Consider the following 13,643-nt stretch of genomic DNA (forward strand, 5'->3'; position numbering starts at 1 on the left):
GTCGCAGGACAACGAAGAAGCCGGCAATTGCCGGCTTTTTCTTTGGGTTTTCGGGCTCGCAGTTCCTTTAATTCCCCGCCGTTTCCGGCTAGTTGCCCTTCACCCCGTCGCGCAGCTTCACCTGGAACACCGCCCGCGAGCCCGGCGACACCGTCAACTCGGTCCAGCGGGAGGGCGATCCCACCGGCAGGGCCACGCGCGTGACATTGGCTATGGACTTGCCCGCCGCGTCCCGCAGCGGCTTGTCCACGCTGAAACCGCTGTCGCTCGCATGGACGAGTAGGACCTGGCCCTTGTACTTGCCGGCCAGTTCGCGCAACTGGCGCTTGAACTCCAGATAGCCATCACGCGCGCCGCGTCGCAGGAAGCCATCGAACAGGGTCGGCTTGCCACGCTTCTCCCAGCCATTGCCGAACATTGGATCGGCATGGCCGACCACCACCACGCCGTCGAGGTCACGCTGCTCGGCCACCGAGAACGCGCGGGAGAGCCACTGCCGATTGGCCTCGCGCCGGTCCTCGAACTCGCCGTTGCGGCCGCCCTCGGTACGATAGTGGTTGTTGTCGCCCGGCAGGTTCATGCCGACGATCAGCACGTTGCCCAGTACCATGCGGGCGTTTTCCCGGTAGCTGCGGAACGTGGCCTGGTCCGACTGGCGCGTAACCGGCAGCGTACGGCGCCCCAGCGTGGCGTCCACCGGGAAGTACAGTTCGCGCAGCCGGTTCAACCGTTCCACCGCGTCGAACTCGCCGTTCACCGGCTTCTGGCATTCGGCCCAGTCGTTCTCGCCCGGCACATAGAGCAGCGGTAGTGGCGCGTCGTCGAGCACGCGCTGGCGCACGTTCAGCACGGCATCGCCACACGACTCGGTATCGCCCTTGATGCCGCCGGCATGGACGATCAGCGCCACCTGCTGGGTCGACATCAGATCGAATAGTGCGGCCGTGTCGGCCTCGGCCGCCGGCCATTGCGGCACATCGGCGATCAGCGCAATGCGCACGGGCTGCACCGCTGCCGGCGGGGGTGGCGCGACGCGCCCGGTCCGGGCCGCGTGGGCGAGCCCGGGCCCGGCACATGCCGTCCAGCAAACCGCGGCCACCGCCATGTGCCGCCAGACCCGCCGATGTGCCGTCATACGGAGGGCTTGCTCTCCGCCAGCGCCTTGAGCCGGTACAGCGCATCGAGCGCGTCGCGCGGCGTCAGGCTGTCGGGGTCGATGTCAGCCAGCGCGTCGAGCGCCTCCAGGGCGGCCGCATCGACCGGCAACGCTGCGGCCCCGCCTTCCCCGTCCGCCTCCTCATCTTCGTCCGGCGGCGCAGCGGGCGCGGCGAACAGGTCGAGTTGCGGCGTGGGGGTGGCATCGGCGGACTGCTGTTCCAGCCAGGCCAGATGCTTGCGCGCGGCGCGGATCACCGGCTGCGGCACGCCGGCCAGTTGGGCGACCTGCAGGCCATAGCTCTGGCTCGCCGGGCCGTCCTGCACGGCGTGCAGGAACACGATGCCGTCGCCATGTTCCACGGCGGACAGGTGCACGTTGGCCGCCTGCGCGAACTCCTGCGGCAGCTGCGTCAGCTCGAAATAGTGGGTGGCGAACAGCGTGTGGCTGCGGTTGTGCGAGAGCAGGTGGCGGGCGATGGCCCAGGCGAGCGCCAGCCCGTCGAACGTCGAGGTGCCCCGGCCGATCTCGTCCATCAGCACAAGGCTGGACGGCGTGGCGTGGTGCAGGATGCCCGCCGCCTCGGTCATTTCCACCATGAACGTGGAACGGCCGCCGGCAAGATCGTCTGCTGCGCCAATCCGCGTGAAGATGCGGTCGACCGGACCGATCACGGCGCGCCGCGCCGGTACCCAGGCGCCCACACATGCCAGCAGCACGATCAGCGCGGTCTGGCGCATGAACGTCGACTTACCGCCCATGTTCGGGCCGGTGATCAGCAGCAGCTTGCGCGCCTCGGTCAACTGGCAGTCGTTGGGGATGAACTCGGTCGAATCGGCGGCTAGCTGGCCCTCGACCACCGGGTGGCGGCCTTGCACGATGTCGATCACGTTCTCGCTCACGCGCTCGGGCTGGACCCAGTCGAGCGTGCGGGCCCGTTCGGCCAGTGCTGCCAGCACATCGAGCCGCCCCAGCCCGCCCGCCACGCGTTGCAGGGCGGAGATATGCGGCAGCAGGGCCTGGAGCAGCGCTTCGTAGAGAACCTTCTCACGCGCGAGCGCGCGGTCCTGTGCGGACAGCGCCTTGTCCTCGAAGGACTTCAGCTCTGGCGTGATGTAGCGCTCGGCGTTCTTGAGCGTCTGGCGCCGGCGGTAGTCGTCGGGCACCTTGTCCGCCTGGCCGTTCGTCACCTCTATATAGAAGCCATGCACGCGGTTGTACTCCACGCGCAGGTTGGCGATGCCCGTACGGGAGCGCTCGCGTGCCTCGAGGTCAATCAGGAACTGGCCGCAGTTCTCGGAAATGTCTCGTAGTTCGTCCAGATCGGCATCGTAGCCGCGCGCAATCACGCCGCCGTCGCGCAGCACCGTGGACGGTTCCTCGGCGACGGCTCGCACCAGCAGGCCGAGGCAGTCTTCCGGGATTTCGAGGTCGTCGAGGGTCTGCGCCAGCAGCGGGGCGTCGTCGGCCAGCGTCACGGTGGCGCGCACGTCGGGCAGCGCGCGCAGGGTGTCGCGCAGCGACGACAGGTCGCGGGGCCGCGCCGTCAGCAGGGCGAGCCGGGACGTGATGCGCTCGACGTCAGCCAGCCGGCGCAGGTTGGTGCGCAGGGCGTCCGGGTCCTGGGCGATCAGCGCGCCGATGGCCTGCTGGCGCGCACGCGGCAGCGCGGGGTCGCGCAGCGGGTGATGGAGCCAGTGGCGCAGCGCGCGGCTGCCCATCGCCGTGGCGCAGGTGTCGAGCAGCGAGAACAGCGTCGGCGATTCGCCGCCGCGCAGCGTTTCCGTCAGTTCCAGGTTGCGCCGCGTGGCCGAATCGAGGCCCACGAATTCCGATTCGCGTTCGACGGTCACGCCCTGTACATGCCGTAGCGACTGGCCCTGGGTGGCCGCCGCGTAATTCAGCAGCGCGCCGGCCGCGCCAAGCGCCGCGCCGAGGCCCGCGCAGCCGAACGGTTCCAGACTTGCCACGCCAATCTGCTCGCGCAGCCGGCGCGTGCCGGCATCCTGGTCGAAATGCCACTCCGGCAGCCGGGTACGCGCGCAGGTCAGCGCCGGCAGGTCGATGCCATCGGCAAACAGCAGTTCGGCGGGGCGGATCCGTTCGAGTTCGCGGCCCAGTTGTGCCGCCTCGCACTCCATCAGCCGCAGTTCGCCGCTGGCGAGGTTCAGCCAGGCGAGGCCGGTCTTGCTGATGCCGCGCCGCGTGGTCTGCTGGTGCACGGCCATCAGGAACGTGTCGACCTTGTCCGGCAGCAGCGCGGCGTCGGTCAGCGTGCCCGGCGTGACGATGCGGACCACCTTGCGTTCCACCGGGCCCTTGCTCGTGGCCGGATCGCCGATCTGCTCGCAGATCGCCACCGATTCGCCCAGCTTGACGAGCTTGATCAGGTACTGGTCGACCGAATGGAACGGGATACCGGCCATGCGGATGGGCACGCCGCCGGACTGTCCGCGCGACGTCAACGTGATGTCCAGCAACCGCGCGGCTTTCTCCGCGTCGTCATGGAACAGCTCGTAGAAGTCCCCCATCCGGTAGAACAGCAGCGTGTCCGGATGATCCGCCTTGATGCGGAGGTACTGGATCATCATCGGCGTGTGCTTCTCGGGCGCGCCGCGCTTCGCGGTGGACTTGGTGTCCGGCGCGGCGGTGGTGTCTCCAGGCGCCGCCTCGGCGGACGTGTCTGGCGTGGCAGGCACGTCAGGGGTGGGGCCGAGGGCGTCCCCGGCATCACGATCGGCGGAAAGGGCTTCTACGGACATGCATTCCTCTCGGGCGGCCACGGTGGGTCGCCGGTATATCGATTGCCGTCAGGCGGATTGCCTCCGCCACGGCACAAAGCGGCATTTTACTGCCTGCCCGTGCCCGCACCTTGAGGCAAATTCTGAAAATGCGTGAGAAATGTTCTCAGCGCTGGCCTTCTTGTCGGAAATCACGCCGCGCTCAGCGCGGCAGCATCCGGTGCGTGTGTGCATAGGCACGCAGGATCTCGTTGATGCGCGTCTGCCAGCCGTCGCCGGTGGCCTTGAACGCCTCCACCACGTCGCGGTCCGCGCGCATGTTCAGCGTGACCTTGCGGGCCTCCGGCGGCAGGGCGGGGCGCCCGCGGCGCGGGGCCGGGCGCATTTGCTCGAGCTGCGCGTCGGTCAGCGGCGGGTTGTCGGGGGCGCTGAGTGCGCCGCGCGTGATCGCGGCGTCCTCGGCATCGTCAGGAATGTGGATCGTTTGCTTTGTCGACATAGTTCAAGACCTCTCGGCGGTTTGCCTTGCGCAGGCTGATCACCCGCATCACATTGCCGCGCATCGTGTAGACCATCACGTAGATCCGTTGACCAATCGGACCCACCGCAATCGTGCGGGCCTCGTTGTAGTCGTAGGGGGTGTCGATGACGACCTGCGCGGCGTCCAGATCGAGCATGACTGCCACCTCCAGCGACACGCCATGCTTGAAGCGGTTGACGAGATCCTTGGCGGCATCGAACTCGATGAAGACGGAATTAGTGTATGGACAACAAAGAAACGGGTCAAGATATTTTTTGCCCATGCATAAAATATGGGAATTGTCTGGTGCAACCCATCGTAGGGGCCGGGCAGCCCAAGGTCTTTGGGAGGATTCTGAAAAAACGTCGGCGCGCCTGACGAGAATTGTCAGGCGGCGGATATGTCACGCGGCAAACTGTCACCCACGCCGGTTCGGCGGCGGAATTGCGCCAAATCCTGTCACTTTTGGGGCTTTTCGCGGCTGGCACGTAGTTTGGATAGGAGTAGGCGGTCAACCTGCCGGAATCGCGCGATGCCAAACATCCCAACAGACAACCCCCGACTGCCCCAGCGGCTGCGCCGGGGATTTACGCTGATCGAAATGATGATCGTCGTGGCCGTCATCGGCATCCTTGCCGCGCTGGCGATTCCGGCCTATCAGCAATACATCATCAAGACGCAGATCTCACGCGGGTTCTGGGAGGCCGCGAACTACAAGACGGCCGTGGAGGAGCGCATTCACAACGGCGTGTTCGCGTTCCCGGACCCGGTGGGCACGCTTGGCTACGTGCGCTCGACGCTGACGGCGACGGCCGATACCTTCGCGTTCAATGCCGATGGCTCGGGCGCGATCGTCGTGCTGCTCGATGGCGAGGTGCATCCCCTGGTGCGCGGTGCACGGATCACGGTTGGCAGGCTCACGAACGGTGGATGGACCTGTGCCGTGCGCGGCGATGGCCTCACGTCGATGGTGTTGCCGAGCGGTTGCACGCTCGAGAGTTAACGAAAAACAGGCGCCCGGAGGCGCCTGTTGTAGCGTGCAGCGAGCCGCGTGGGTCGCTTAGATCGCGGCGGACGGCTTGGCGTTGTCCAACGAGAAGGGCGACAGCAGACGCACCATCTGCGCGAACGCCTTCGGGTTGCCGGCCAGCACTTCGCCCTGTTCCATTTGGCGCGATTCGCCCGCGTAGTTGCCCACCAGGCCACCAGCCTCGGTGATCAGCAGCATGCCGGCGGCCATGTCCCACGGCTTCAGGCCGCGTTCGAAGAAGCCGTCCAGGCGGCCGCAGGCCACGTAGGCCAGGTCCAGCGCGGCGGCGCCCGGGCGACGCAGGCCGGCGCAGCTACGCGTCATCAGCGCGAACATTTCGAGGTATTCGTCCACGCCTTCCAGGTCGCGGAACGGGAAGCCGGTGCCGATCAGGCAGTCGGCCAGCTTGTCACGGCGGGTCACGCGGATGCGGCGGTTGTTCAGGAACGCGCCGGCGCCCTTGCTGGCGGTGAACAGTTCATCGCGCGTGGGGTCGTAGACCACGGCCTGCACGGGCACGCCCTTGTGCAACTGGCCGATGGAGACCGCGTACTGCGGAAAACCGTGGATGAAGTTGGTGGTGCCGTCCAGCGGGTCGATGACCCACGTGTATTCGGCTTCCGGATCGCCGTCGACCCAGGACTGGCCGGACTCTTCCGCTAGAATGGCGTGCTCGGGATAGGCGGTGCGGATAATCTCGATGATCGCGGCTTCGGCGCTGCGATCGACCTCGGTCACGAAATCGTTGTGTTGCTTGCGCGAAACGCGCACGAGATCGACGTCCATGGACGCGCGGTTGATGATGGAACCCGCCTTGCGGGCCGCCTTGACGGCGATATTGAGCATCGGATGCATGAATCTCTCCAGGCGGCGGGGCAGGGGCGCGCACCGGCACGCCAGGCCTCGCGGCGGCGCGTGCGGGGGGCCCAATAACCGGCCGAACAACACAACGAATTGTAGAAGAACGAGGCACGCCGCCCGGACAACCGGCGCCGCACCCACAAATTTGAAGGCTGCATTGTATAGGAAGCCGGCCCACCGCACGAGCCCGGCTACCTGAACTCCACTGAATGAACAAAGACTCCGCTTCGGAAACCCAAAAGACCCTGCCAGACGGATCGACGCCTGTAAGTGATGCGTTTTCCATTTTTCACCGTGTGCGCGTGGTGCTCATCGAAACCAGCCACCCCGGCAATGTCGGATCGGTCGCGCGGGCGATGAAGACCATGGGCTTTGGCGGGGGGGCCGGCAGCCTTGTGCTGGTGAACCCGCGCGAGCCGGACGTGCGCCATCACCCCGATGCCGTGGCGATGGCCAGCGGCGCTGGCGATGTGCTTGTTGATGCACAAATCGTCCCGGATATCGAATCCGCGTTGGCTGACGCGGCCTATACCGTGGCGATGACCGCCCGCCAACGCGAGTTCGGCCCGCCGCGCCTGCTGCCGCGCGATGCCGCAGCGCGCGGGTATGAAGTGCTGGCAGCAGCACCCGATGCCGTGATCGCCTTCGTGTTCGGCAACGAGCGCTACGGCCTGCCCAACGACGCGGTGGAGCGCTGCGCCGCCGTGACCCACATTCCGGCGAATCCGGCGTATGCCTCGCTGAACCTCGCCCAGGCGGTGCAGTTGATCACCTATGAGATGCGTCTGGCGCTGTTGGTCGCGCCCGAGGCGCGCCCGGACGCCTCGCGTGATATCGGCTATGCTGGGGAGCCCGCCACGGCCGAGCAGATCGAATCGATGTTCGGTCACCTCCAGGCGGGCCTGGCGGCCATCGGCTTTCTCGATCCGACCAACCCGCGCAAGCTGATGTCGCGTCTGCGGCGCCTGTTCGCGCGGGCCGGGCTGGAGCGCGAGGAGGTCAATATCCTGCGCGGCATTGCCAAGCGGATGATGATCGCGGCGGGCGACCCATCGGACAAGATCGAAACCTCCAAAACGTCCCAACCGTCCAAGACGTCCGATAAGCCCGGCGAGACTGACAAGGAACCGTAAGACTGTGACGACTATCGCGGCAGTGTTGATCCCTGCATCTCTGGCACCCACGCCGGCACGATGTTGAACCCGGGCCCCGCGCAAAGTCCCTGACGACGTCGGGGGCGGCGCCCATGGCCGGGCGGCAGGCTCACAAATCTCTTACACTCCCTGCTCGCGCGCCTGGACGTCCCCCGAGTCCTGTCCCTTGATACTAAAAAAAGCGCTCCGGCCAAACACGGCGCCGGCGACCGCTCACGACACGATAAAGATGTTCACTCGCCTGAAGGAAGATATCGACACGATCATGCTGCGCGATCCCGCCGCGCGCAGCCGTCTGGAAGTGCTGACCTGCTATCCCGGGCTGCACGCCGTGATATTCCACCGCGTGGCCAACGTGTGCTGGCGCGGTGGCCTGCACTGGCTGGGCCGATGGATTTCGCACTGGTCGCGCTTTCTCACCGGCATCGAGATCCATCCGGCGGTCAAGCTGGGCCGGCGCGTGTTCATCGATCACGGCATGGGCGTGGTGATTGGCGAGACCGCCGAGATCGGCGACGACTGCACGATTTACCAGGGCGTGACGCTGGGCGGCACCTCGCTATACAAGGGCCAGAAGCGGCATCCGACGCTGGGCGCGGGCGTGGTGGTCAGCGCCGGGGCCAAGGTGCTGGGCGGCTTCGTTGTGGGTGATGGCGCCCGCGTGGGCTCGAACGCCGTGGTGCTGAAGCCGGTGCCGCCTGGCGCCACGGCCGTGGGCATTCCCGCGCGCATCATCATGCCTGACGCGCCAGCGGCGCAGCAGGGCGCCAAGCAGGAGTTCTCGGCCTACGGCATCACGCCGAACGCGGACGACCCGGTCTCGCTGGCGCTCAAAAGCCTGATCGACAACGCCGCCAAGCAGCATGATCGCATCGAGGCCGTGCTGGCCGCGCTCGACCGTCTTGGCGAGCATCTCGAAAACACACCGAACGACCGCTTCGACGCGAGCGAACTGCGCAAGATGATGAAGTAGGCAACGGATCGCTGCCTCGGTCGACCTAGTCGACCTAGTCGAGTTGGGGCAGCACCGTGAAGCCATCCGCGCCAAGCCGCAGCACGGCCGCGCGCGGATGGCGGCCATCGAGATCCCAGTCGGTCAGCACCCAGCGCACGGTCTCGCCGTGGGCATGGCGCGCGGGCCGGTGGGTATGGCCGTGGACGAGCGTGGCGGCGCCATGGACGTCCAGCAGCGCGGCGACGGCGGCGGGCGTGGCATCGCCGTAGGTGGGTGGGGTGGCGGCCGGATTGGCCAGTTGCCGCGCGCGGCCTGCCTCGCTGTCCGCGCGCAGCCGTTGCGCCACGGCCATGCGTGCCGAGAGCGGCAACGCCAGGAACAGCCGCTGCACCCAGCGCTTGCGCGTCCAGTGGCGGAAGCGCATGTAGCGGACGTCATCGGTACAGAGCATGTCGCCGTGACTCAGGACCACGCGCTGGCCGGCACACTCAATCAGCGTGGGATCGGGCAGCAGCGTGGCGCCGGCAGCCGCCGCGAAGTGCGCGCCGATCAGGAAATCGCGGTTGCCGTGCATCAGGTACACCGACACGCCGGCATCGGCCAGGCGCCGTAGCGACGCAGCCACATCGGCGGCGAACGGCGAGGCCGTTTCTTCGTCGCCGACCCAGAATTCAAAGAAATCGCCAAGGATAAACAGCGCGCGCGCGTCTTGCGCGGCGCGGTCCAGCACACGCCGGAACGCGGCCAGCGTGCGGGGCATGCCCGGCGTGAGATGGAGGTCGGAAATGAACCACGCCGGCGCCGGCACCTGCAAGGGCAGGGGCGCGGACGCCGGCGGGCGGGGCGTGGCGGTCATGCGCGTCGAGGGTTCGGGATCATGCCGCCAGCGGAGAGCATTAATTGCAACAGGATTGGTGCAAAGACACTTATTCGACCACAACGGCCTTTTCGATCACCACGTCATCCACCGGTACGTCCTGGTGGAAGCCCGAGCTGCCCGTGCGCACGGCCTTGATCTGGTCGACCACTTCGGTGCCTTCCACGATCTTGCCGAACACGGCGTAGCCGAAGCCTTGCGGCGTGGGCGAGCTGAAGTTCAGGAAGTCGTTGTCCACCACGTTGATGAAGAACTGGGCCGTGGCCGAATGCGGCGCGTTGGTGCGGGCCATCGCCACGGTGTACTTGTCGTTCTTCAGGCCGTTGCCGGCTTCGTTCTCGATCGCGGCGTCGGTGTCCTTCTGCTTCATGCCGGGTTCGAAACCGCCGCCCTGGATCATGAAGTTCTTGATCACGCGGTGGAAAACCGTGTTGTCGTAGTGGCCCTTGCGCACGTACGACAGGAAGTTTTCGACCGATTTCGGTGCCTTTTCGGCGTCGAGTTCGATGGTGATGACACCCTGGTTGGTGTGCAGTTGTACCTTGGACATGGCGTTACCTCTGTTCTATGGCGGTTGGTGTTCGGGGTGTTACTTGACGACAGTGGCCGATTCGATCACGACCGGCGCAGCCGGCACGTTGCGCATGGCGCCGTAGGCCGTGGTGGGCATCGACTTGATCTTGTCGATCGTGTCCATGCCTTCCACCACCTTGCCGAAGACGGCGTAGCCGTTGCCATCGGGCTGCGGGTAGTCGAGGTTCGGATTATCCACCACATTGACGAAGAACTGCGCGGTGGCCGAGTTCGGATTGGACGTGCGGGCCATGGCCACGGTGCCGGCCTTGTTCTTCAGGCCGTTCTGCGCTTCGAGCGGAATCGGCGCGCGCGTTGGCTTCTCCTTCATGTCGCGGTCGAAGCCGCCGCCCTGGACCATGAAGCCATTGATCACGCGGTGGAAGATCGTGCCGCCGTAGAAGCCGCTTTTCACGTACTCCATGAAATTGGAGACGGTCTTGGGCGCGGCTTCCGGGTACACCTCGATGGTGAACTTGCCGGCGTTCGTGACGAACTGCACGCGCTCGGTCTTGGGCGCGGCGGCGGCCGGGCTGGCGCCCTGGGCCATCGCGGCCAGTGGAGACAGGGCGGCGGCGGCCATCAGGCCAGCCAGGACGATGCGGCGGGAAACGGTCATGTTCTGGACTCCGTGATGCGGGATTGGGGGCTGGCGGCGCCTGGCAAACGTTCGGAAACGATCGCCGGCGCCCGCAAGCCTGCTAGGGGTGGATGATCAGCGTGCCGCCGGGGCACTGGCCGGCGCAGGCGCTGCCGCAGCCGGGCGTACCTGCTGCAGTGCAGCGGCGGCGCGGGTGTCCTTCGGATTGCGCTTCACGGCCTGGGCGTAGGCCTGTTCGGCCAGGCGCCGGTACACATCGCCCAGATTGCTATAGGCGATGGCATAGTCGGGGCGCGAATCCAGCGCGGCGAGCAGTTCGGCTTCGGCACGCTTCAGGTCGCCGCGCTTGGCGTAGAGCAGGGCGAGGTTGTTGTGCGGCTCGGGCAGCTCGGGGAAGTCCTGGGCCATTTCCGAGAAGGCCTTGATGGCGTCGTCCTCGCGCCCGGCCTGGGCCAGCGACCAGGCACGCTGGAAGCGCGCCTGCGCGTTGCGCGGGTTGGCGGCCAGCACGCGGTCGAAGCCCTCTACGGCGTCGTCGTAGCGCTTGTCCTTCACGGCTTTTTCCGCCGGAACCATGCCGGGGTCCGCCGAGCGGGGGCCAGTACCGGGTGCCGGCGGCGCCTCCAGATACCGCGGGCCCTGCGCGAACGCCGGGGCGGCGAGCAGGGCGCCGGCCATGGCCAGTACGCCCGCCACGGCGCGGAAGGGGCTGGCACGGCGGCCGGCGGCAGGGGCGGGGCGGGAGGTCATGGTCGGGGTGGGCAGAAGCAGGCTCATGTAAGGGCGGTCCGTTATACTCCGCGGCATTCTAGCAAAGCGGCAGGACGTGCAGCACAGGCCGCAGGGCCTTCCGGTAAGATATGGGGCCCGCACGCCGTGGCCCGCATGCTTGTGCGCGTCCGCCGAACGGCGTCCCGCGGTGCCGGTGCGTCCTCCTTCACTCTTCGATCGCTTCATGCAGCAACTGAACATCTACAACACGCTCGCGCGTGAAAAGCAGCCTTTCGTGCCAATCGAACCGGGCAAGGTCCGCATGTATGTGTGCGGCATGACCGTGTACGACTATTGTCACGTCGGCCACGCGCGCGTGATGGTGGTGTTCGACATGGTGCACCGCTGGCTGCGCGCCGCCGGCTATGACGTGACGTACGTGCAGAACATCACGGACATCGACGACAAGATCATCCGCCGGGCGGCCGAGAATGGCGAGACAATTGGCCAGCTGACCACGCGCTTCATCCAGTACATGCACGAGGATGCCGCCGCGCTGGGCATCATCCGCCCCGATCACGAGCCCCGCGCCACCGACTTCGTGCCGCAGATGCTGAACCTGATCGAGAAGCTCGAGGCCAACGGCCTGGCCTACCAGGCGGCCGATGGCGATGTGAACTACTCGGTGCGCAAGTTCCAGGGCTACGGCAAGCTGTCCGGCAAGTCGCTGGAAGACCTGCGCGCCGGTGAGCGCGTGACCGCCAACGACGCCAAGCAGGACCCGCTCGACTTCGTGCTGTGGAAGTCCGCCAAGCCGACCGAGCCGCCCGAGACCAAATGGGACTCGAAGTGGGGCAGCGGCCGGCCGGGCTGGCATATCGAATGCTCGGCCATGAGCTGCACGCTGCTGGGCGAGCATTTCGACATCCACGGCGGCGGCGCCGACCTCCAGTTCCCGCACCACGAGAACGAAATCGCCCAGTCCGAGGGCGCGAGCGGCAAGCCGTTCGTCAATATGTGGATGCATAACGGCTTCGTGCGCGTGAACGACGAAAAGATGTCGAAGTCGCTCGGCAACTTCTTCACGATCCGCGAGGTGCTGAAGGCCTACGACCCGGAAGTCGTGCGCTTCTTCATCCTGCGCGCCCACTACCGCAGCCCGCTGAACTACAGCGACGCCCACCTGGACGACGCCCGCCACGCGCTGACGCGCCTGTACACGGCGCTCAAGGAAACGCAGCCCGGCGGCTGCGCGGTCGATTGGGAGGAGCCGCACGCCAAGCGCTTCGCCGAGGCGATGAACGACGACTTCAACACGCCGATCGCGATGGCGGTGCTGTTTGACCTCGCCAGCGAGGTCAATCGCTCCGGCTCGGCACAGATGGCGCGCCAGCTCAAGTCGCTGGCCGGCACGCTGGGCCTGCTCGAGCGCGATCCGCATACCTTCCTGCAGGGCGGCAAGGTGGCCGATGGCCCCACGGCCGAGCAGATCGAGGAGCGCATCGCTGCGCGCAAGGCCGCCAAGGCCGCGCGCAATTTCGCCGAGGCGGACGGCATTCGTGCCGAACTGCTCGCGGCCGGCGTGGTGCTCGAGGACAAGCCAGGCGGTGCCACCGAGTGGAGGCGTGCTTGAACGCTGCCGCGCGCAAGCCGAAGGTGGCCGGGAAGCCGGCTGCCAAGGTGCCCGGCAAGGTGGCGACCAAGTCGACCAAGGCGGCCGGCAAGGCCGCCAAGCCGGCATTGCCCGAAGCCAAGGCGGTGCCGCTGCCGGTGGAGACGGTCGTCGACGCAGTACGTCCCGCCTATTGGGACGAGGCCTGCGCCGACCTGATGAAGCGCGATCGCATCCTCAAGAAGATGATTCCGACGTATGGCCCCGCGCACCTGATCTCGCGCGGTGATCCATTCGTCACGTTGGCGCGCTCCGTCGTCGGCCAGCAGATCTCGGTGAAGGCCGCGCAGTCGGTCTGGGAGCGCCTGGTCACGATGTGTCCGAAGCTCACGCCGGCCCAGTTCCTGAAGTCCGGCGCCGAGCAGCTCGCTACCTGTGGCCTTTCTCGCCGCAAAGCCGAATACATCATCGATCTGGCTGAACATTTCAAGGCCGGGCGCGTCCATGTGAAAGAGTGGGCAGCGATGGACGACGAGGCGGTGATCGCCGAGTTGATCCAGATCCGCGGCATCGGCCGCTGGACGGCCGAGATGTTCCTGATGTTCAATCTGATGCGGCCGAACGTGCTGCCGCTCGATGATGTCGGATTGATCAACGCGATCTCCGCCAACTACTTTAGTGGCGAACCCGTCACCCGCAGCGAGGCGCGCGAGGTGGCGGCCAACTGGGAACCGTGGCGCACGGTGGCCACGTGGTACATGTGGCGCAGCCTCGACCCCCTACCGGTGACTTACTAGGAACCACGCAGTCCATCAACAGGCAGTGACGGCGTTGATTTTGCGCATAAGTGCT

Annotated in this window: 14 protein-coding genes; 5 read left to right on the forward strand and 9 right to left on the reverse strand. The window is 66.6% G+C overall.

Annotated elements, in window-relative coordinates; all coding sequences use genetic code 11:
- Positions 1 to 88: 88 nt before the first annotated feature.
- The 4 genes from AC1DEL_RS09980 to AC1DEL_RS09995 form a co-directional block, all read right to left on the reverse strand.
- Complete coding sequence (locus AC1DEL_RS09980; RefSeq protein WP_369823388.1) at positions 89 to 1,135, reverse strand: hypothetical protein; 1,047 nt, start codon at positions 1,133 to 1,135, stop codon at positions 89 to 91.
- Complete coding sequence (gene mutS / locus AC1DEL_RS09985; protein WP_092293299.1) at positions 1,132 to 3,747, reverse strand: DNA mismatch repair protein MutS; 2,616 nt, start codon at positions 3,745 to 3,747, stop codon at positions 1,132 to 1,134. The genes AC1DEL_RS09980 and mutS overlap by 4 nt, the downstream gene beginning before the upstream one ends.
- 352 nt (positions 3,748 to 4,099) lie before the next feature.
- Positions 4,100 to 4,396: a BrnA antitoxin family protein gene (locus tag AC1DEL_RS09990; protein ID WP_441592088.1), complete on the reverse strand. Its 297-nt coding sequence runs from the start codon at positions 4,394 to 4,396 to the stop codon at positions 4,100 to 4,102.
- Positions 4,365 to 4,700: a BrnT family toxin gene (locus AC1DEL_RS09995; RefSeq protein ID WP_441592090.1), complete on the reverse strand. Its 336-nt coding sequence runs from the start codon at positions 4,698 to 4,700 to the stop codon at positions 4,365 to 4,367. The genes AC1DEL_RS09990 and AC1DEL_RS09995 overlap by 32 nt, the downstream gene beginning before the upstream one ends.
- A gap of 249 nt (positions 4,701 to 4,949) precedes the next feature.
- Here AC1DEL_RS09995 and AC1DEL_RS10000 point away from each other — a divergent pair, with 249 nt between their 5' ends.
- Entirely contained in the window at positions 4,950 to 5,420 is a 471-nt protein-coding gene (locus AC1DEL_RS10000; protein WP_441592092.1) for a pilin, read from the forward strand.
- 57 nt (positions 5,421 to 5,477) lie between these two features.
- Here the strand turns inward: AC1DEL_RS10000 and AC1DEL_RS10005 are convergent, their stop codons facing one another.
- Complete coding sequence (locus AC1DEL_RS10005; protein ID WP_441592093.1) at positions 5,478 to 6,302, reverse strand: inositol monophosphatase family protein; 825 nt, start codon at positions 6,300 to 6,302, stop codon at positions 5,478 to 5,480.
- Positions 6,303 to 6,517: 215 nt separating this feature from the next.
- Here AC1DEL_RS10005 and AC1DEL_RS10010 point away from each other — a divergent pair, with 215 nt between their 5' ends.
- Positions 6,518 to 7,441: an RNA methyltransferase gene (locus AC1DEL_RS10010; protein ID WP_477125562.1), complete on the forward strand. Its 924-nt coding sequence runs from the start codon at positions 6,518 to 6,520 to the stop codon at positions 7,439 to 7,441.
- A 250-nt stretch (positions 7,442 to 7,691) separates the two neighbouring features.
- A complete protein-coding gene (gene cysE, locus AC1DEL_RS10015) occupies positions 7,692 to 8,435 on the forward strand; it encodes a serine O-acetyltransferase (RefSeq protein WP_092292677.1) in 744 nt (247 codons plus the stop codon).
- Between the two features lie 34 nt (positions 8,436 to 8,469).
- Here cysE and AC1DEL_RS10020 read toward each other — a convergent pair whose 3' ends face one another.
- The 4 genes from AC1DEL_RS10020 to AC1DEL_RS10035 all read right to left on the reverse strand — a co-directional run bounded on the left by AC1DEL_RS10020 (position 8,470) and on the right by AC1DEL_RS10035 (position 11,245).
- Complete coding sequence (locus tag AC1DEL_RS10020; RefSeq protein ID WP_092292679.1) at positions 8,470 to 9,273, reverse strand: UDP-2,3-diacylglucosamine diphosphatase; 804 nt, start codon at positions 9,271 to 9,273, stop codon at positions 8,470 to 8,472.
- A gap of 70 nt (positions 9,274 to 9,343) precedes the next feature.
- Positions 9,344 to 9,844 carry a peptidylprolyl isomerase gene (locus AC1DEL_RS10025; RefSeq protein ID WP_092292681.1) on the reverse strand — a complete coding sequence of 167 codons (501 nt, stop codon included), beginning with the start codon at positions 9,842 to 9,844 and terminating at the stop codon, positions 9,344 to 9,346.
- 39 nt (positions 9,845 to 9,883) lie between these two features.
- The gene (locus AC1DEL_RS10030; RefSeq protein ID WP_092292683.1) at positions 9,884 to 10,486 is read right to left on the reverse strand and encodes a peptidylprolyl isomerase; all 603 of its coding nucleotides are present in this window, start codon (positions 10,484 to 10,486) and stop codon (positions 9,884 to 9,886) included.
- 96 nt (positions 10,487 to 10,582) lie between these two features.
- On the reverse strand, positions 10,583 to 11,245 hold the full coding sequence (locus AC1DEL_RS10035) for a tetratricopeptide repeat protein (protein ID WP_441592099.1): 663 nt from the start codon (positions 11,243 to 11,245) through the stop codon (positions 10,583 to 10,585).
- A gap of 178 nt (positions 11,246 to 11,423) precedes the next feature.
- On the opposite strand from AC1DEL_RS10035, the gene cysS reads away from it, so the two are divergent.
- Both cysS and AC1DEL_RS10045 read left to right on the forward strand, forming a co-directional pair.
- Positions 11,424 to 12,812 (forward strand): cysteine--tRNA ligase, encoded by a 1,389-nt coding sequence (gene cysS / locus AC1DEL_RS10040; protein ID WP_092292686.1) that lies wholly within the window; start codon positions 11,424 to 11,426, stop codon positions 12,810 to 12,812.
- Positions 12,809 to 13,588: a DNA-3-methyladenine glycosylase family protein gene (locus AC1DEL_RS10045; protein WP_092292688.1), complete on the forward strand. Its 780-nt coding sequence runs from the start codon at positions 12,809 to 12,811 to the stop codon at positions 13,586 to 13,588. The genes cysS and AC1DEL_RS10045 overlap by 4 nt, the downstream gene beginning before the upstream one ends.
- Positions 13,589 to 13,643: the final 55 nt, after the last annotated feature.

The sequence above is a fragment of the Cupriavidus sp. 10L43_2 genome, from assembly GCF_056395265.1.